The organism is Streptomyces sp. NPDC049541 (genome assembly GCF_044465725.1).
Taxonomy (GTDB): Bacteria; Actinomycetota; Actinomycetes; order Streptomycetales; family Streptomycetaceae; genus Streptomyces.
Map to the genome: position 1 here is coordinate 562,126 of NZ_JBITLY010000003.1, position 18,458 is coordinate 580,583.

An 18,458-nucleotide genomic window follows, 5' to 3' on the forward strand; every position below is an offset into this window, starting at 1 on the left:
CCTGTTCACTCGTCGGCCAGCCGCTCGATGAGGGCCAGCGAGTGCTCGTTGTACGAGGCGACGATCGCCCGCGCCGTCCTGGTGTCCCGCTTGGCCAGGGCGTCGACCAGATCGGTGTGGCCGGACCACAGGGCGCCGCGCAGATCGGACAGCCGGCGCAGATGCTGCACCGCGCACACCCAGGACTGGACGCGCAGCCGGTGCAGGAAGTCGGCCAGATAGGGGTTGCCGAAGAGGGTGCCGAGCTCGTGCCAGAAGCGCAGGTCGTAGCCGATCAGCACGGTGAGGTCGCCGGCCAGCGAGGCCCGCTGCGCCTCCTCGCCGCGCCGCCGGACCCCGGCCAGGGCGGCCACCGCACGGGACTCGTCGTGCGGCGGAAAACGTTCCTGCTCCCGGTCCAGGGCGATGAACATGCCGTCCGTGACCAGGCTGCGGGCCTCGATGATGCCGCGGTAGTCGGCGAGCGAGTACTCGTGGACGTGGAAGCCGCGGTGCTGGTCGGCGTCGAGGAGGCCCTGCGCGGAGAGGTCGACGAGCGCCTCGCGCACGGGCGTAGCGGAGACCCCGTACTGCTCGGCGATCTCCTTCACCGTGAACTCCTGACCCGGCTGGAGCCGCCCCGCGAGAGCCTCGTCGCGAAGCGCGTCGGCGATCTGCTGCCGCAGGGTGCTGCGGGTCACGGAGCCGTTGCCGCTGCTGCCGGGCATGTGTCGGGCGTCTCCTCGTCGCGTTCGGGTGGCGTGCACGTACCTATCTACGAGCACGCCACCTTACGCGTTCGGTCTCCCGCTGGTTACCCGCGTAGCGGCGCCGCATCCGATCGGCGGCGGGCGGCTACTCCGTGTACTCGTCGGCCACGGACAGCGCCGAGTCCAGCGCCGCGAGGCCCTCCTTCAGCTCGGCCTCGCTCACGTTGCACGGCGGCACGACATGGGTGCGGTTCATGTTGATGAAGGGCCAGATGCCGTGCTTCTTCGCGGCGGCGCCGAAGGCGGCCATCGCCGCGTTCGCCTCGCCGGCCGCGTTGTACGGCACCAGCGGCTCCCGCGTCCCCCGGTTCTTCACCAGGTCCAGCGCCCAGAACATGCCGACACCACGCACCTCGCCGACGCTCGGGTGCCGCTCGGCCAGCTCCCGCAGCGCAGGACCGAGGACGGTCTCGCCCAGCCGCCCGGCGTTCTCGACGACGCCCTCCTCCGCCATGACGTTGATCGTCGCGACGGCGGCGGCGCAGGCCAGCGGGTGCCCGGAGTACGTCAGACCGCCCGGGTAGGCCCGCTTGGCGAAGGTCTCGGCGATCGCACCGGAGATGGCGACCCCGCCGAGGGGCACGTATCCGCTGTTCACGCCCTTGGCGAAGGTCATGAGATCGGGTACGACACCGAACAGGTCGGCCGCGAACCACTCACCGGTCCGCCCGAACCCGGCCATGACCTCGTCCAGGATGAACACGATGCCGTACTTGTCGCAGATCTCCCGCACCCCGGCGAGGTAGCCGGGCGGCGGCACCATGATCCCCGCGGTGCCCGGAATGGTCTCCAGGATGATCGCGGCGATCGTGGCCGGCCCCTCGAAGGCGATCGTGGTCTCGAGGTGCTCCAGCGCCCGCGCGCACTCCTGCTCCTCGGTCTCGGCGTAGAACCGGGAGCGGTAGAGGAACGGCGCCCAGAAGTGCACGACACCGGCGGCCGCACCGTCGGAGGCCCAGCGGCGCGGGTCCCCGGTGAGGTTGATCGCCTGCTGGGTGCCGCCGTGGTAGGAGCGGTAGGCGGACAGGACCTTCGGCCGCCCGGTGTGCAGCCGCGCCATGCGTACGGCGTGCTCGACGGCGTCGGCGCCGCCGTTGGTGAAGAAGATCTTGTCGAGGTCGCCAGGTGTCCGCTCGGCGATCAGCCGGGCCGCCTCCGAACGGGCCTCGATCGCGAAGGCGGGCGCGAACGTCGTCAGGTGTGCGGCCTGCTCCTGTATCGCGGCGACGACCTTCGGGTGCTGGTAGCCGATGTTGGTGTAGACGAGCCCGCTGGTGAAGTCCAGGTACCGCCTGCCGTCGTAGTCCCAGAAGTACGACCCCTCCGCACCGGCGACGGCGAGCGGGTCGATGAGCTCCTGTGCGGACCAGGAGTGGAACACATGAGCACGGTCCGCGGCCTTCACGGCGGCGCCGGCCTGGGGGTCTGGCTGAGGGGTCATGGCGGCGAGCGTAGGAGCCCTGGGCGTCCGCTCGGTATCGGCTTCCTGTCTGGCATGCGGGGGTTTCCGCGACAGGTTGTCGGGCCGGACGGTCGGCGCGCCCCGTCAGGACCGCACGCTCGCGCCGGTTTCCGGCCGCACCGGCGCCGCCGGCGCGGGGTCGGCGGCGGTCGTGACGCCGGCGGTCCGTGATCCGCGCCTGTCGCCGAACGCGTGCCTCACCGCCCGCCGGCCGGGTTGCCCGCGGCGTTACGGAACCGTAGACACCGCTCCGGGCGACTACCTCCGCGACCGCACTATTCTCGGTCTGTTGCACATACGGGGGGAAGGCGGCGCGGCCATGGAGAAGCTCGCAGCGGGGGACCCGCAGCGCATCGGGGCGTACCGGCTGCTGGCCCGGCTGGGTGCCGGTGGCATGGGGCATGTGTATCTCGCCCGCTCGGACCGGGGCCGTACCGTCGCCGTGAAGCTGGTGCGGGAGGAGTTGGCCGCGCAGGAGGAGTTCCGGGCGCGGTTCCGGCAGGAGGTGCAGTCCGCGCGCCAGGTCGGCGGGCACTGGACGGCGCCCGTGCTCGACGCCGACACGGAGGCCGCGGTGCCGTGGGTGGCCACCGGGTACGTCGCCGGGCCGAGCCTGCAGCAGGTCGTGGGGCACGACCACGGGGCGCTGCCCGAGCGCTCGGTGAACATCCTCGCGGCCGGACTCGCGCACGCGCTGCAGGACATCCACGCCGCCGGGATCATCCACCGGGATCTGAAGCCGTCCAACGTCCTCGTGACCATCGACGGGCCGCGGGTCATCGACTTCGGGATCGCGCGGGCGCTGGAGACGGTGACGGACGGCGGACTGACGCGGACCGGCGCGCTCGTCGGGTCGCCCGGCTTCATGGCCCCCGAGCAGGTGCGCGGCGACCGGATCACGCCCGCCTGCGACGTCTTCTGCCTGGGCTCCGTGCTGGCCTACGCCGCCACCGGACAACTCCCCTTCGGCAGCGCCAACAGCGGGGTGCACGCCCTGATGTTCCGCATCGCCCAGGAGGAACCCGACCTGGAGGGGGTGCCCGAGGGCGTCGCCGACCTCGTACGGGACTGTCTGAAGAAGGACCCGGGCGCGCGGCCGACGCTGGACCAGGTGCTGGAGCGCACGGGCGCCGAGGACACCGTGCTCGGCGGCCGCTCGCGCGACCCCTGGCTGCCGAGCGCGCTCGTCGCCCAACTCGGCCGCCATGCCGTGCAGTTGCTGGACGCGGAAGACCCGGAGGAGGGCACGGCAGCCGCGCCCGCCGGGCCTTCGCTGCGGAAGGCGGCACCCGAGGCCCCGCCCGAGCACGCCGCCGCCGACGACTCCGCACCGGAGGCCGGCACCCCCGCCGGACCGCCCCCGCCCGGGCAGCCGGGCGGCGCCGCCCCGCTGAACCACCTCCCCACGATGGTCGCGGGCCAGGCGACACCCCCGCCCGTCCATGCGCAGACACCCCCGGCCTACGGCTATCCGCAGCAGCACCCCCAGCAGCAGCCGGCCTACGGCTACCCGCCGCAGCCGTCCGGCGCCTACGGCTACCCCCAGCAGCCCGGCGGCCTCGGCTCCACCCCGCCCTACGGCCCGTCCTACACCGGCCCGTCCTACACCGGCCCGGCCCCGCACGCCCCGCAGGAACCGCCCCGCCGCAGCGGCCGTTCCACCGTGGCGCTGGTCGCGGTCGCCCTGGTCGTCGCGCTCGGCGCCGGCGGCTCGGTCTACGCCCTGATGAACGGCGGCGACAAGGGCGACAAGGGCGACAACAAGCCGAGCCCGGCCCCGACCAGCAGCGCAGCCTCGAATCCCGAGCCGAGCCGGCCGACGCCCACGACCGCGGAGCCCACCACCTCCGCACCCTCGGACGGCGCGATCCCGACCGGCTACCTGGGCACCTGGACGGCCACCATCACCAACGCCGACGGCCAGAACACCCGCGAACTCACCATCCAGCAGGGCGAGGTGGGCGACGCGGTCCTGTCCCTGGTCGCCGACGGCCCCACCAGCAGCGGCACCTACCACTGCGTGTTCCAGGCCGATCTGACCGCGGCACCGGGCAGCGACGGCCCCCTGGAGATCGGCCCGTCCACCGTGACGTCCGGCGATCCCGGCTACTGCAAGCCGGGCGACGCCACCGAGCTCAGCCTGCTGCCGGACGGCAGCCTGCAGCGCGAGAACACCAGCAACGGGGAGAAGCTGAAGTACACCAGGCAGTGAGCCGGGTGCGGGGCCACCACCCGCCGGCCCTCTCCGTCGTGAACGCCGGCCCGGTGCGGGTTCACCTCGGCTCGGGCGGCCGCTGGCGCGGCATGTTCGGGCGTGAGCCCGCTCCCGGTGGCAGCGGGAAGCGTCCCTGCGCACTGCCCGTCTCCTGGCGCGCGACCCCGACCGGCGCGGACTGGATCCCCATCGGGGCCGAGCCGCCCGTCCGGAACTCCACCATCCAGTCGGCCGTCTCCGCGCGCACCAGCTCCGTCACGTCCTCCGAGAAGCGCCGCAGCACCGCAAGGCACCGCTCGACGGCCTCGCTCGCGGTGCCCTCCGCGGGGCCCAGCACCTCCCGGACACACTCCGAGGCCCAGTCGAACTGCAGCACCTGCAGCCGCCGCTGCACGGCCTGCGCGGTTGCCACATCCCTTATCCAGCCGGAGGTCACACCGAAGAACCGGTCCACGGCCACGCACGCCACCGCGAACAGCAGCGCCAGATACCCCCAGGCGGCCATCCCGGCGATCACCCCGGTCAGATCCAGCAGCGGCAGCGCGGCCCCGGTCACCGCACCCACCGCGGCCCCCGTGCGCAGCGCCCGCGCACCCCGCCGCTTCCACACGCGGTCCGCGAGATACCAGGCCGCCGTCTGCAGCGCCCCGCGCTCCACCCACAGATACAGCTCGTGAAGCCGCTCGGCCGGCTCGCCCCAGTCGCCGAGCGGGAACGAGCGCCCGATCAGATCGCCCGGCCGCAGCCCGGCCGCACCCTCGCTCCACCCGTCCTGAGCCGGACCCTCGGGCTGCATCTCCGGCTGACCCACACGGCACTCCCTACTGATCACGACTGATCACGACGCTGATCACGAGACTGATCACGAGGCTGACCACGACCGAACACGTTGCGTGACACCCGATCCTGATGTGCCTGACCTTCCTACCGCCCAATGGGTGGCTCAGCCCCCGAATTCACCTCTATTCCGCCCGGAAGGGGGTCTTGATCAGGTATAGGACTCGGCAACAGCTCACTCGAAAGAGTGCTGGGGCGATGCCTGGCTGGACCACGTAGGCTCGTGCCAGGCGGGAAAACCTCGCCCATACAGCCGTACGAAACCAGGAGCTGATCGTGATTCCCGGTGGTGGCCAGCCCAATATGCAGCAGCTGCTCCAGCAGGCCCAGAAGATGCAGCAGGACCTGCAGCGGGCGCAGGAGGAGCTGGCGCAGACGGAGGTCGACGGGCAGGCGGGCGGCGGCCTGGTGAAGGCCACCGTCACCGGCTCCGGCGAGCTGCGCGCGCTGAAGATCGACCCCAAGGCGGTGGACCTCGAGGCTGCATCTGTCGAAGAGACGGTCGAGACCCTCGCGGACCTGATCGTCGCGGCGGTCCAGGCGGCCAACGAGAACGCCCAGAACCTCCAGCAGCAGAAGCTGGGCCCGCTGGCCCAGGGCCTGGGCGGCGGCAGCAGTATCCCGGGCCTGCCTTTCTAAGAGAGGCGTCCGCCAACTACCGTACGTACTTGCAAGGAACCCCGGGAAGGACGGCAGTCCGTGTACGAAGGCGTGGTGCAGGACCTGATCGACGAGCTGGGGCGGCTGCCCGGCGTCGGTCCCAAGAGCGCCCAGCGGATCGCCTTCCACATCCTGCAGGCGGAACCGACGGACGTACGGCGGCTCGCGCAGGCTCTGATGGAGGTCAAGGCGAAGGTCCGCTTCTGCGCGACCTGCGGCAATGTCGCACAGGAAGAGCTGTGCAACATCTGCCGCGACAGCCGCCGCGACCCCTCCGTCATCTGTGTGGTGGAGGAGCCGAAGGACGTGGTCGCGATCGAGCGGACCCGCGAGTTCCGCGGCCGTTACCACGTCCTGGGCGGGGCGATCAGCCCCATCGAGGGTGTGGGCCCCGACGACCTGCGTATACGGGAACTTCTCGCGCGGTTGGCCGACGGGACGGTCACGGAACTGATCCTTGCCACGGACCCGAACCTGGAGGGCGAGGCCACGGCGACGTACCTCGCCCGCATGATCAAGCCCATGGGCCTCAAGGTCACCCGCCTGGCCAGCGGCCTCCCGGTGGGCGGAGACCTGGAATACGCGGACGAGGTGACCCTCGGCCGCGCCTTCGAGGGGAGACGACTCCTAGATGTCTGACGCCACGCTGCATGACGCGACGCAGGACCCGGACGACTTCGCCGTCCAGATCGCGGACCAGGTAGAGAGCTTCCTGGTGGCCGTCACGGAGGTGGCGAAGGGCGACGAGCCCGACTCGGCCGTCCCCTTCCTCCTCCTGGAGGTCTCCCAGCTCCTGCTGGCCGGCGGCCGCCTCGGCGCGCACGAGGACATCGTCCCCGACGAGCGCTACGAGCCGGACACCGGCCCGGACGCCGACGTGGACGAACTACGCGAGAACTTCGCCCGCCTGCTGGACCCGATCGACGTGTACTCCGAGGTCTTCGACCCCTACGAGCCGCGCAAGGCCCCGGTCCCGGCCCGTATCTCCGACGACCTGACCGACGTCATCACCGACCTCCGCCACGGTATGGCCCACTACCGCGCGGGCCGCACCACGGAGGCCCTGTGGTGGTGGCAGTTCTCCTACTTCTCCAACTGGGGCTCGACGGCCTCGGCCACCCTGCGCGCCCTGCAGTCGGTGGTGGCCCACGTCCGCCTGAACCAGCCCCTGGAGGAACTGGACGGCCTGGACACGGACCAGACACCCATGGGCGACGAGACGCTGGAGTTCGAGGCGGGAAGGGTGATGGCGGAGGAGATCGGGGGGCCGCTGGGGCTGCAGCCCGGAAAGTAGCTCGACCCGGTCACACGGTGCCGTTCGCGCAGCTACGCTCGGTAAGGACCCGGATGACACCCATCCGGGCCCACCGGTCGGAGGTGCGTGCCGTGGCGGGTCGGTCCAACAGCCCCAACTCCCAGCCCCCGTGGCCTGGCGATACGCCGGTGACCAGCTGAAGCGCTGGCGCATGAAGGCGGACGTCAGCCGCGAGCAACTCGCCTCCGCCGCCAACTACTCCCCGGACACCATCGTGTCGATGGAGCGCGGCGTACGCAGGCCGACGTCGCGTGTCCTGGACGTCGCGGACGAACTCTGCGACGCGAAGGGGATGTTGAGCGGCGCGAAGGAGTTCCTGAACCGGGAGCGGTTCCCTGCGCGGGCGCAGGACTTCATGGAGCGGGAGAAGGAGGCGACCAGTATCTGGTCGTACGAGCTCGCTCTCGTCCCCGGCCTGTTGCAGACGGAGGGGTACGCGCGGGCGCTCATCGACAACCGGATCCCGCCGCTGGACGAGGAGACGGTGGAGGAACGCGTTGCCGCCCGCATGGAACGGCAGGCGGTGCTCAACCATCGGAAGCCGCCCGTGGGACTGAGCTTCGTACTGTACGAGGCCGTCCTGCGCAGTCCACTCGCGGACACCGAACAGCTGCATCGCCTGCTGGCGGTGGCGTGCCTGCGGAACGTGGTGGTGCAGGTGCTCCCGTTCGAGCGGGCCTTCAGTGACGCGCTCATGGGTCCCATGGTGTTGATGGAGACCCGTGACCATGAGCGATTCGCTTTCGCGGAAGGCTCGTTCGCCAGCGAGCTTTCGGCGGATCCGGGGGTTGTCAGCCGTGTGACCGAGCGGCTTAGCATGATCCGCACGAGGGCTCTCGACCCCGATGAGTCGGCCCGTTTCATCGAGCGGATGGTGGATCAGTCGTGAGCGACCAGTTGAAGTGGTTCAAGTCGAGCTACAGCGACAACGAGGGCGGCAACTGCGTCGAAGTAGCGTTCGCCACCGCCATCCACGTTCGGGACTCCAAGCGCCCCGCGAGCCCCGAGCTCCAGGTCGCCGCTCCCGCCTGGAAGGCGTTCGTTTCCGCAGTTCAGCCCGAGGGTTGAGCCGTCACAGCCCCCATACCCCCTTGCCGACGGCGGCGACCCCGCCTGCCAGTGCCAGCGACAGCACGAGCAGGCGGGCCCGCCCCTCCGATATCCGGTCGGCGAGCCCCCGCCCGATCACCGCCCCCACCACCATCGCGGCGACGACCCAACCCCACCGGGCCCCGCCCAGCTCCGGCACCCCATTGGCCGCCACCGAGAACGCATTCACCACAACCCCGTAGAACTGCGCGTTCGGTACGAACTCCCGTACCGTCCAGCCCGCGTTGACGGCGTACAAGGACACCGGTGGCCCGCCCACGCCCGCCGCCGAGTTCATGAACCCGCCCACCGCGCCCGCCGCGACCGCACCCCGCGTGCCCCGCAGCGCAGGCACCCGCGCACCCCGCATCACCAGCAGCACCGCGACCGTCACCAGCCCGCCCATCACCAACAACAGGACGGGCTGGGGGAGTTGGCGGGTCAGCCAGGCCCCGGCCGGTACCGTGCAGGCGGCCGCCGCGCACAGCGGCACCATCGCGGACGGCCGCACCCGCCGCCAGCCGCCGGCCAGCCCCACGGCGCTGATGGCCCCCGCCGCGCAGTTGGCGAGCACGACGCCCTCGGCGGGCCCGAGCAGCAGCACGAGCGCGGGTACGGCGACCAGTGCGAAGCCCATGCCGGTCAGCCACTGCACGCAGGAACCGAGCAGGACGATGCCCGCCAGCAGGACGTCCGTCGTGGTCAAGTCGTCACTCCACGTGAGTTGGATGGGCCTTGGAACTGCGCTGTACGAAGGCTGCACGGGCCCTAACCGGTGAAAAGCGAGTCTGGAGTCACTTCCCCAGCAGGGAGGTCGAAGAGCACGAACCGCACCGAAACCGGAGACAGCGATGATCCGTCGTTCCCTGACCAAGCGCGCAGCCGTCGTCACCGCCACCGCCGTCGTCGCCCTCGGCACCGTGGGCACCGTCGCCGCCACCGCCGGTCCGATCCACGAGGTCAGGCCCACCAAGGCACAGATCGCCGGCCTGTTCGACACCTGGAACAAGGCGCTGCAGACCGGTGACTCGAAGAAGGTCGCGAGCCTGTACGCGAAGGACGCGGTGCTCCTGCCCACCGTCTCCAACAAGATCCGCACCAACCACGCCGAGATCGTCGACTACTTCAACAAGTTCCTGCAGAGCAAGCCGGTCGGCAAGAAGGTCAGGACGATCGTCGACGTCCTCGACAAGGACTCCGCGATCGACACCGGCATCTACGAGTTCACGCTCACCGACAAGGCCACCGGCAAGAAGAGGGTGGTCGAGGCCCGCTACACCTACGTGTACGAGAAGATCCACGGCAAGTGGAAGATCGTCAACCACCACTCCTCGGCGATGCCCGAAGGCTGATCCTGACCTCCAGCCCGCCCCCGGGCGCGTCCCGCAGGGCCACGGTCCCGCCGTCGTCGGTCACCAGCTGCTTGACGACGGCGAGGCCGAGGCCGGAACCGGAGCGCCCGGTCAGGCCCTGGCCGCGCCAGAAGCGGTCGAAGGCACGGGACTTCTCCGCGTCCGTCATGCCGGGGCCCTGGTCGAGGACCGAGAGCACCACTTCCGCGCCCTTCTCCTCGACCCGGACGGTGATCGTGGCGCCGTCCGGTGAGACCTCCAGCGCATTCGAGAGCACGTTGTCCAGCACCTGGTCCAGATGACCGGGACTGGCCAGCACAGACGGCCGGCCGTCGACACCACTCCCCCTGAGCGCGATGGTGACTCCGCGCTCGTCGGCGGCCGGTCTCCACACCGACAGCCGTTCGGCCACGATCTCCCCGAGGGGCAGCGGCTCCGCGGCCGTCACCTTCGCCTCCGCCCGCGCCAGCACCAGCAGTCCGTTGACCAGCCGGCTCATCCGGACCACCTCGGCGGTCGCCTGCTCCACGTCCTCCCTTACGAACTCGTCGTCCACGCCGTCCGCGATGTTGTCCAGCGACAGCCGCAAGGCCGTCAGCGGGGTGCGGAGCTGGTGGGAGGCGTCCGCCACGAAGATCCGCTGCGAGGCGACCAGTGTGTCCAGGCGTTCCGCGCCCTGGTTCAGGGTCCGGGCGAGGGTCTGGGTCTCCGGCGGGCCCGTCACGGGCGAGCGGGCGGTGAGGTCGCCGTCGCTGAACTTGCTGGCCATGACGTTGAGTTCGCGCAATGGGGCGGTGATCCGGCGGGCGGCGACCGCGCCGATCAGCGCCGCGACGGCGAGCACCGCCACCGCGAGGCCTGCCCGGAAGCCCCAGATCGTCCACAGCCTGTGGGTGAGATGCGAGGTCGAGTACACGATCCGTACGGCCGCCGGCCCCTGGGCGGGCACGGTGACCTCGAGCCGCTTGCCCCAGATGAAGTTGGAGCCCCAGTCGGTCGTGGACCGGTTCTGCTCCACGGCCCGGGTCAGCGCCGCGTTCGCGGCCGGCCTCGGGATGTTCGGGGAGCAACGGCCGGTAGGGGTCACCTGGACGTCGCCGGGGGTCTCGTCGCCGTACGCCCTGGCCACCTTCTCCAGGGCGTCGCACGAGATCCGGTCGTCGCCGCCGAGCAGCAGCGCCATCGTCCTGGCCTCGCGCAGCACGGACAGCTCGGTGTCGTCGCGCAACTGCTTGGTGAGCGTGAAGGCCACCGGCACGGTGAACAGCAGGATGGCGACGGCGACGAGCAGGATGTAACTGCGGATGAGCCGGCGGTTCATGACGCCCCGGCGTCCTTGACGATCTCCAGCCGGAAGCCGACCCCGCGCACCGCCTCGATGGCGATGACCCCGGTGAACTTCCGCCGCAGCGCCGCCACATGGACGTCGAGCGTCTTGGTCGGCCCGAACCAGTTCGCGTCCCAGACCGCTTCCATGATCTGCTCCCGCGACATCAGCGCACCCGGCTCCTCGGTGAGGAAGGCCAGCAGGTCGTACTCCTTGGGCGCGAGGGCGACCTCGACGCCGTCCACATGCACCCGCGCCGCCTTGCGGTCGATCGTCAGCCGGGGCCCGTACCGGTCCGGGCCGCCCGCGGCCGCCTCCGGCCTACGGGCCTGCACGCGTCGCAGTACCGCCCTTATCCGCGCGATGACCTCCCGCACCCCGAACGGCTTGGACACATAGTCGTCCGCGCCGAGCTCCAGGCCCACCACGCGGTCCGTCTCGTCGCTGCGCGCGCTGATCACGATGATCGGCACGTCACTGCGTTCGCGCAGCGCCTTGCACACGTCCAGTCCGTCGGTGTCGGGCAGACCGAGATCGAGCAGGACGACGTCGTACGGGCCCTGGTGGCGCAGCGCGGCGTCACCCGTGGTGACCCATTCCACCTCGAAGCCGTACCGGACGAGCCCGCGGCGAAGGGACTCGGCGACCGGCTCATCGTCTTCCACCAGAAGTACGCGCACAGGCGCACCCTAATGCTTGAAAGTTGAAGACGACCGGCCGCCGAGTCCGGTTGGATCACCACATGGCGGGCAGCCGCTCCGGGATCCGCTTCATGAACCCGGTCCGCCACACCAGCTGCTCGATCGGCACCGCGAGGCGCAGCCGGGGCATCCGCTCGAGGAGCCGCTCCAGTGCGATCTCGGCATGCTTGCGGCCGAGGGCGGTGGCGGGGCAGTAGTGGCTGCCGCCGCCGAAGGAGAGGTGGGCGGTGGAGTTGGCGCGGGTCAGGTCGACGGTGTGCGGGTCGGGGAAGGCGGCCGGGTCGAAGTTCGCGCCCTCGACGAGGACGAGGACCAGCTCACCGGCCGCCACCCGCACATCCCCGAGGAGTACGTCCTCGGTCGCCAGCCTCGGCAGCCCGTCACCGATGGAGAGGTTGACGCGCAGCAGCTCGTCGACGGCCGCGGGGATCTTCCCGGGGTCCGCGACCAGCTCCTGCTGCAGCTCGGGGTGCTGGATCAGCGAGACCAGGGCCATGGTCAGGAAGCCGGACGTCGAGATGACGCCCGCGCCGAACATGGTCACGCCGACCGTCGCGAGCATCTCGTCGGTGAGGTGGGCGTAGTCGGGATCGGCGCGCAGGGCGGCGAGCTCGGCCATCAGGCCCGTGGTCGCCGGGTCGTCCAGCCGCTGGGTCATGTACGCGATGTCGCGGTCCCAGTTGAGGCGGGCGCCCGTGACCGGGCAGGCCGAGTTCATGAACGCGATGTCCAGGCTCCGCATCAGAGCGGGCGCGTCCGCCTGCGGAACGCCGAGGATGCGGCAGTGCATACCGGCCGAGTACGGATCGGCGAAGCCGCCCCGCAGGTCCACGGGAGCACCCTCGCGCACCAGGCCCTCGACCAGCTCGTCGGCGTACGACCGCAGCCACTCCACCAGCCCGGGGCTCTTCGGATTGAGGGCCTTGAGCACGGCCTTGCGCAGTCCGGCGCCGGTGATGTTCCCCATGTTGTTGACGACCTCGGGCGGGATCGTCAGCGCGTACTGACGGGGGACCCCGGGCGCCGAGGTGTCCTTCAGGCTGAACCGCGGGTCCTCCAGGACCTGCTTGCACAGCTCGTACGAGGACACCAGCCAGGCCTCGTCACCCGCGATGGTGCGCACACGGCGTACGGGGGTCGTGGCGCGCAACTCCTCCACCTCGGCGGGGAGTTGGTCGCCCCGCCAGGAGAACGGGAAGTCGATGAGTTCCTCGGCGGGCATGGTCTCAGCGGGCATCGGTGGCTCCCTCGGCGGGCGTGACGATGGCGTGGCCCTGGTTGCGGGAGGCACGCAGCCCCGCGCCGGGCGAGTAGAGCAGCTCGGCCATCGGCAGGAGCTGGTGGTAGCAGTTGAGGGAGGAGGGCACGCCCAGGATGGCGGGGGTGTCCAGGAAGAGGGGCGCCTCCGCGGTGACGTACTCCAGGCACACCTCCCGCTGGCGGGCGGTCACCTCCTGTGCCTTGGTCGACAGGAAGGAGTCGACGAGTTTCTCGCAGGTCGTACGGAACTCCTCGTCGGAGGACAGACGGGTGCGCAGATCCTCGTGGATCTCCCGGTACGCCGGGTTGTCGCGCAGCCCGGACATGGCGTGGGCCCTCAGCCGGGTGCCGCCGGGGTCGGCGGCCTCCACGGCGGCGAGGACCTTGGCGCGTACGCCCCGCAGGTTCTTCACCGCCTTGCGGCGCGCGTCGTCGGCCGTATAGCCGGAGGCCTCGTACATCTCGGCCACGTGCAGATCGGTGTAGACGAAGTCCACGCGTTCGAAGAGGGCGAGGCCCCAGCGGGCCAGCTCGTGTATGCGCTGTGCGGAGAAGTAGCTGTTGCCGGGTGAGACGCCGATGACGGCGTGGTCGGCGGCGGTGCGGATGACCTCGCAGTGCGGGGTGAAGGGGCGGACCAGGAAGAGGTCGGCCGGTGTGACGTGCTGGATCTCGGAAACGGTCGCAGTCGTCAAGGAAGGAGAATCCTTCGCGTCGCTAGTCCCGATGGAGCCTTGTGCTCCTGGTGTGGCGACGACGACGCGAAGTTACCGGGCGGCTACTCAGAGCGTCAACGGGTGACCTGAACCACTTTGCGGACTGTTCATGTCCCAGGTGGGCAGGGGCTGGGCTGGAGCGCCGGGTCTCACCATGTGGTTTCACGGAGGCCGTAACCGGGCGCTCGGTAAAATGAGCCGACACATACGGGACGAGCGAGGAGCGCACGTGGGCCTTGTCGTGCAGAAGTACGGAGGCTCCTCCGTAGCCGATGCCGAGGGCATCAAGCGCGTCGCCAAGCGAATCGTGGAAGCGAAGAAGAACGGCCACCAGGTGGTCGTCGTCGTTTCCGCGATGGGCGACACGACGGACGAGCTGATCGATCTCGCCGAGCAGGTATCTCCGATGCCGGCCGGGCGTGAGTTCGACATGCTGCTGACCGCCGGAGAGCGGATCTCCATGGCACTGCTGGCCATGGCGATCAAAAACCTGGGCCACGAGGCCCAGTCGTTCACCGGCAGCCAGGCAGGCGTCATCACCGACTCCGTCCACAACAAAGCCCGGATCATCGACGTCACGCCCGGCCGTATCCGCACGGCCCTCGACGAGGGCAACATCGCCATCGTCGCCGGCTTCCAGGGCGTCAGCCAGGACAAGAAGGACATCACCACGCTCGGCCGCGGTGGTTCCGACACGACGGCCGTCGCGCTGGCCGCCGCACTCGACGCCGAGGTGTGCGAGATCTACACCGACGTCGACGGCGTGTTCACCGCCGACCCGCGCGTGGTGAAGAAGGCGAAGAAGATCGACTGGATCGCCTTCGAGGACATGCTGGAGCTCGCCGCCTCCGGCTCCAAGGTGCTGCTCCACCGCTGTGTGGAGTACGCCCGCCGCTACAACATCCCGATCCACGTCCGCTCCAGCTTCAGCGGGCTGCAGGGCACGTGGGTCAGCAGTGAGCCGATCGAGCAAGGGGACAAGAAGGTGGAGCAGGCCATCATCTCCGGTGTCGCGCACGACACCTCGGAGGCCAAGGTCACGGTCGTCGGCGTCCCGGACAAGCCGGGCGAGGCCGCCTCGATCTTCCGCGCCATCGCCGACGCCGAGATCAACATCGACATGGTCGTGCAGAACGTGTCCGCCGCCTCCACCGGGCTGACGGACATCTCCTTCACCCTCCCCAAGACCGAGGGCCGCAAGGCCATCGACGCCCTGGAGCGGGCGAAGACGGCCATCGGCTTCGACTCGCTGCGCTACGACGACCAGATCGGCAAGATCTCCCTCGTCGGCGCCGGCATGAAGACCAATCCGGGTGTCACGGCGTCCTTCTTCGAGGCGCTGTCCGACGCGGGCGTGAACATCGAGCTGATCTCGACCTCCGAGATCCGTATCTCGGTCGTCACCCGCGCCGACGACGTGCCGGAGGCCGTGCGCGCCGTGCACTCCGCCTTCGGCCTGGACTCCGACACCGCCGAGGCGGTCGTCTACGGAGGCACCGGACGCTGATGTCGGCGTCCCAGCGCCCGACGCTCGCGGTCGTGGGGGCGACCGGAGCCGTCGGCACGGTCATGCTCCAGATCCTGTCCCAGCACGCGGACATCTGGGGCGAGATCCGTCTGATCGCCTCACCGCGCTCGGCCGGCCGCAAGCTGGCCGTGCGCGGTCAGCAGGTCGAGGTGGTCGCCCTGACCGAGGAGGCCTTCGACGGGGTCGACGTCGCCATGTTCGACGTACCCGACGAGGTGTCCGCGCACTGGGCGCCGATCGCCGCCGCCAAGGGCGCGGTGGTGGTGGACAACTCGGGCGCCTTCCGGATGGATCCGGAGGTGCCGCTGGTGGTCCCGGAGGTCAATCCGCACTGCGCCCGCCGCAGGCCCCGCGGGATCATCGCCAACCCCAACTGCACGACCCTCTCCATGATCGTCGCCCTGGGTGCGCTGCACGCCGAGTTCGGGCTGCGTGAGCTGGTGGTCTCCTCGTACCAGGCGGTCAGCGGGGCGGGGCGGGCCGGGGTGGAGACCCTGCGGCAGCAACTGTCCCTGGTCGCCGGTACGGAGCTGGGGACCAGCCCCGGCGATGTGCGGCGGGCCGTCGGCGACAACACCGGGCCGTTCCCTGAGCCGGTCGCGCTGAACGTGGTGCCGTGGGCCGGGTCGTTGCGCGAGGACGGCTGGTCCTCGGAGGAGATGAAGGTGCGGGACGAGTCCCGCAAGATCCTCGGCCTGCCCACGCTGCCCGTCGCCGTGACCTGTGTACGGGTCCCCGTGGTCACCACGCACTCCCTGACCGTCCACGCCCGCTTCCAGGGCGAGGTCACCGTCGACGGAGCCCGGGAGATCCTCGCCACCGCACCTGGGGTCGTCCTCTTCGACGACCCGGCGGCCGGCGAGTTCCCCACACCGGCCGATGTCGTCGGCACCGACCCGACCTGGGTGGGCCGGGTGCGGCGCGCGCTCGACGACCCCACGGCGCTCGAGCTCTTCGTCTGCGGTGACAACCTCCGCAAGGGCGCCGCCCTCAACACCGCACAGATCGCGGAGCTGGTGGCGACCGAGTTCGCGTGAAGCAGTCGGCCCGTCCCAGGGGGGACTTTGTAAGATCGGTGTACGAAGTGTGAGCCGGTAGATGGTCCGGACCACTTGCTGCGGACCCCCTCGGCAACCGAAGATTTTCCTCCCCGCTCTCCGCAACCGCGCGAAGGGCGGGGAGCGTCTTTGCGAACGCCCTTCGGGGGGTGCAGGGATGCGCGGCGAGACGTGGGGACGTCTCGGTCATTCGGTATATAGGGGAAGAGCGGGTAGGCATGAGGGCGTTTGACGCACGGTCAGTTGTGCTGCCTGGCGCGAGACGGCCGGCTGCGGCACATGGCGCGAAAGTGACGCCCGGCACGTACAACCCTCTCGGGGGGAAACGTGTCCAACTGGCGTGGCTCAGGTTCTCGACTTCCCTGCCGCGGTTCGCGGCCGACCCCGCATGCCCGGCGCGCCCGGCGGCATGCCGGTGATCGCGCCCATGCCCGCAGCGCGGCCCGCCCGCATACCGAATCAGCGTGACGGCGCCGACTACGCCGAGGACACAGCGGCGGCCGGTACGACCGTCGACCACCTCACCGAAACCTACCGCGCGCACTACCGCTCGCTGCTCGGTCTCGCCGCCCTCCTGCTCGACGACACCGCCTCCTGCGAGGACGTCGTCCAGGAGGCCTTCATCCGCGTGCACTCGGCACGCAAACGGGTCCGCGACCCCGAGAAGACGCTCGCCTACCTGCGTCAGACGGTCGTCAATCTCTCCCGCTCCGCCCTGCGCCGCCGCATCCTGGGCCTCAAGCTCCTGTCCAAGCCGATGCCCGACATGGCGAGCGCCGAGGAGGGTGCGTACGACCAGCTGGAGCGCGACTCCCTGATCAAGGCGATGAAGGGGCTGCAGCGCCGCCAGCGCGAGGTCCTGGTGCTGCGCTACTTCGCGGACATGACCGAGGCGCAGGTAGCCGAGACGCTCGGGATATCGCTGGGCTCCGTGAAGGCGTACGGCTCCCGCGGGATCGCGGCCCTCCGCCTCGCGATGGAGGCACCGGCATGAACAAGCACGGCGAGGGACGTGACTCCCATGACCGCCATGAGCCCTTCGCATGGCACGAGCCGACGGCAACGCAAGAGCAAGAACACGGGAAAACGCACGCTGGGAACGGAACTGTGAACCACGGCCCCGACGACCAGAGCCCCGAGAACGGGCTCGACTCGGACGAGCTGGCTCTGCGCAGGATGCTGCACCAGGCGGTGCAGACGGTCGAACCGCGCGACGGCACCCTGGACCACCTGCGGCGGGCCGTACCCGCGCGGCGCGCCCGCAAGCGGCAGGCCGTCGTCGGCATGGCGGCCGCCGCACTGTTCATCGGCACCGCCGTCCCGGCCCTGGTGCACGTCTCCAACTCCACCGGCTCCGATGTCAACCCGTCCGTGGCCGGCCAGGCCTCGCAGGCCCAGGGCGGGGCGAGCCAGGGAAAAAACGCGGACGGCAGTGAGAGCACTGCCGGCGGCAACTCGGGCACGTCCCCGGACAAGGGCAAGGGCGACGCGAAGGGCAACGGCAAGAGCCCGGGCACCGGTACCGGCACGGGCGGCGCCGGCACCGACCCCTCGGCCACCAGCGCCGCCGGTGCCCCGGTGTGCAGGTCCGACCAGTTCGGCTCGGCCACCGAGTCCGTCGCCGCGCCGGACGCCACGGGCGCGGTCTACGGAACCTTCCGCGTCGTCAACGTCTCCACCTCCGCCTGTACCGTCGGCGGCGTGGGCACCGTGAGCGTGCTCGCGCAGGGCGCCGCGGACGCCACCAAGATCTCCACGGCCCGGCATGTACTGGGGGACGCGGCGGCCGGCCTGCCCGAACCGTCGACCGAGATCACCGGGCTGCAGCTGCAGCCGGGCGCGGCCTACGAGGTGAAGTTCGCCTGGATCCCCTCGGCGACCTGTCCCACCACGGGCGGGTCCACCGGGGGCACCACCGACGGCGGCTCCACCCCCAGCCCGACCCCGACCCCCGACGCCGGCAGCTCCTCCGGCACGACGAGCACCGGCACGGACAGCGGTGTCACCACCCAGATGATGACAGCGGACGGCACGGCGGACGGCAGCGTGGTCGTGTCCCACACCACGGCAGCCGGCTCCCCGACGGTCTCGGCGACGGTGTCCAACGCGTGCGCGGGAACGGTCATCTACACCGGGGTGCTGCCGGGGGCGTAGCCTTCGCCGCAGCCTGCGGGCGACCGTGCCGCTCG

At 70.6% G+C, this 18,458-nt stretch carries 19 protein-coding genes; 11 read left to right on the forward strand and 8 right to left on the reverse strand.

The genetic code is table 11. The annotated features are described in order from the left end of the window. Window positions 1-5: 5 nt before the first annotated feature. Both ACIBW9_RS14890 and ACIBW9_RS14895 read right to left on the reverse strand, forming a co-directional pair. Window positions 6-707 carry a GntR family transcriptional regulator gene (locus tag ACIBW9_RS14890; protein WP_398954878.1) on the reverse strand — a complete coding sequence of 234 codons (702 nt, stop codon included), beginning with the start codon at window positions 705-707 and terminating at the stop codon, window positions 6-8. A gap of 127 nt (window positions 708-834) precedes the next feature. Then, on the reverse strand, window positions 835-2,190 hold the full coding sequence (locus ACIBW9_RS14895; RefSeq protein WP_398954880.1) for an aspartate aminotransferase family protein: 1,356 nt from the start codon (window positions 2,188-2,190) through the stop codon (window positions 835-837). A 340-nt stretch (window positions 2,191-2,530) separates the two neighbouring features. Between ACIBW9_RS14895 and ACIBW9_RS14900 the strand changes: the two genes are divergently transcribed. Next, complete coding sequence (locus tag ACIBW9_RS14900; RefSeq protein ID WP_398954882.1) at window positions 2,531-4,423, forward strand: protein kinase; 1,893 nt, start codon at window positions 2,531-2,533, stop codon at window positions 4,421-4,423. A gap of 61 nt (window positions 4,424-4,484) precedes the next feature. On the opposite strand, the gene ACIBW9_RS14905 is transcribed toward ACIBW9_RS14900, so the two are convergent. Continuing rightward, window positions 4,485-5,237, reverse strand: coding sequence for an SLATT domain-containing protein (locus ACIBW9_RS14905; protein ID WP_398954884.1), 753 nt, complete (start codon window positions 5,235-5,237; stop codon window positions 4,485-4,487). Between the two features lie 302 nt (window positions 5,238-5,539). Between ACIBW9_RS14905 and ACIBW9_RS14910 the strand changes: the two genes are divergently transcribed. The 5 genes from ACIBW9_RS14910 (at window position 5,540) to ACIBW9_RS14930 (ending at window position 8,306) form a co-directional block, all read left to right on the forward strand. Next, complete coding sequence (locus tag ACIBW9_RS14910; protein ID WP_398954886.1) at window positions 5,540-5,902, forward strand: YbaB/EbfC family nucleoid-associated protein; 363 nt, start codon at window positions 5,540-5,542, stop codon at window positions 5,900-5,902. A gap of 60 nt (window positions 5,903-5,962) precedes the next feature. Further along, a complete protein-coding gene (recR, locus tag ACIBW9_RS14915; RefSeq protein WP_099930378.1) occupies window positions 5,963-6,562 on the forward strand; it encodes a recombination mediator RecR in 600 nt (199 codons plus the stop codon). Beyond that, window positions 6,555-7,217 (forward strand): DUF5063 domain-containing protein, encoded by a 663-nt coding sequence (locus tag ACIBW9_RS14920; protein WP_115906811.1) that lies wholly within the window; start codon window positions 6,555-6,557, stop codon window positions 7,215-7,217. Before recR ends, ACIBW9_RS14920 begins: the two co-directional genes overlap by 8 nt. Before the next feature lie 130 nt (window positions 7,218-7,347). Then, window positions 7,348-8,127 (forward strand): helix-turn-helix domain-containing protein, encoded by a 780-nt coding sequence (locus ACIBW9_RS14925; RefSeq protein WP_398954889.1) that lies wholly within the window; start codon window positions 7,348-7,350, stop codon window positions 8,125-8,127. Continuing rightward, entirely contained in the window at window positions 8,124-8,306 is a 183-nt protein-coding gene (locus ACIBW9_RS14930) for a DUF397 domain-containing protein (protein ID WP_398954891.1), read from the forward strand. Before ACIBW9_RS14925 ends, ACIBW9_RS14930 begins: the two co-directional genes overlap by 4 nt. Window positions 8,307-8,310: 4 nt before the next feature. Here the strand turns inward: ACIBW9_RS14930 and ACIBW9_RS14935 are convergent, their stop codons facing one another. Continuing rightward, window positions 8,311-9,033, reverse strand: coding sequence for a TSUP family transporter (locus ACIBW9_RS14935; protein ID WP_398954893.1), 723 nt, complete (start codon window positions 9,031-9,033; stop codon window positions 8,311-8,313). A gap of 145 nt (window positions 9,034-9,178) precedes the next feature. On the opposite strand from ACIBW9_RS14935, the gene ACIBW9_RS14940 reads away from it, so the two are divergent. Then, complete coding sequence (locus ACIBW9_RS14940; protein ID WP_398954895.1) at window positions 9,179-9,679, forward strand: SgcJ/EcaC family oxidoreductase; 501 nt, start codon at window positions 9,179-9,181, stop codon at window positions 9,677-9,679. On the opposite strand, the gene ACIBW9_RS14945 is transcribed toward ACIBW9_RS14940, so the two are convergent. From ACIBW9_RS14945 to ACIBW9_RS14960, 4 genes are read right to left on the reverse strand one after another with little or no spacing between them, the layout of a single operon-like run. Then, window positions 9,645-11,000 (reverse strand): sensor histidine kinase, encoded by a 1,356-nt coding sequence (locus ACIBW9_RS14945; protein ID WP_398954897.1) that lies wholly within the window; start codon window positions 10,998-11,000, stop codon window positions 9,645-9,647. The two genes, ACIBW9_RS14940 and ACIBW9_RS14945, sit on opposite strands and share 35 nt — an antisense overlap. Then, on the reverse strand, window positions 10,997-11,686 hold the full coding sequence (locus ACIBW9_RS14950) for a response regulator transcription factor (protein WP_398954899.1): 690 nt from the start codon (window positions 11,684-11,686) through the stop codon (window positions 10,997-10,999). The genes ACIBW9_RS14945 and ACIBW9_RS14950 overlap by 4 nt, the downstream gene beginning before the upstream one ends. 55 nt (window positions 11,687-11,741) lie before the next feature. After that, entirely contained in the window at window positions 11,742-12,944 is a 1,203-nt protein-coding gene (locus ACIBW9_RS14955; RefSeq protein ID WP_398954901.1) for a cytochrome P450, read from the reverse strand. Next, the gene (locus ACIBW9_RS14960; protein WP_398954903.1) at window positions 12,934-13,662 is read right to left on the reverse strand and encodes a tRNA-dependent cyclodipeptide synthase; all 729 of its coding nucleotides are present in this window, start codon (window positions 13,660-13,662) and stop codon (window positions 12,934-12,936) included. The genes ACIBW9_RS14955 and ACIBW9_RS14960 overlap by 11 nt, the downstream gene beginning before the upstream one ends. 250 nt (window positions 13,663-13,912) lie before the next feature. Here ACIBW9_RS14960 and ACIBW9_RS14965 point away from each other — a divergent pair, with 250 nt between their 5' ends. The 4 genes from ACIBW9_RS14965 (at window position 13,913) to ACIBW9_RS14980 (ending at window position 18,423) form a co-directional block, all read left to right on the forward strand. Next, entirely contained in the window at window positions 13,913-15,190 is a 1,278-nt protein-coding gene (locus tag ACIBW9_RS14965; RefSeq protein ID WP_344405972.1) for an aspartate kinase, read from the forward strand. Beyond that, window positions 15,190-16,248, forward strand: a complete 1,059-nt coding sequence (locus tag ACIBW9_RS14970; protein WP_398954906.1) for an aspartate-semialdehyde dehydrogenase — start codon at window positions 15,190-15,192, stop codon at window positions 16,246-16,248. The genes ACIBW9_RS14965 and ACIBW9_RS14970 overlap by 1 nt, the downstream gene beginning before the upstream one ends. A gap of 409 nt (window positions 16,249-16,657) precedes the next feature. Beyond that, on the forward strand, window positions 16,658-17,263 hold the full coding sequence (locus tag ACIBW9_RS14975; RefSeq protein WP_123966511.1) for a SigE family RNA polymerase sigma factor: 606 nt from the start codon (window positions 16,658-16,660) through the stop codon (window positions 17,261-17,263). A 113-nt stretch (window positions 17,264-17,376) separates the two neighbouring features. Beyond that, window positions 17,377-18,423 (forward strand): hypothetical protein, encoded by a 1,047-nt coding sequence (locus ACIBW9_RS14980; protein WP_398954908.1) that lies wholly within the window; start codon window positions 17,377-17,379, stop codon window positions 18,421-18,423. The last annotated feature ends 35 nt before the right edge of the window (window positions 18,424-18,458 follow it).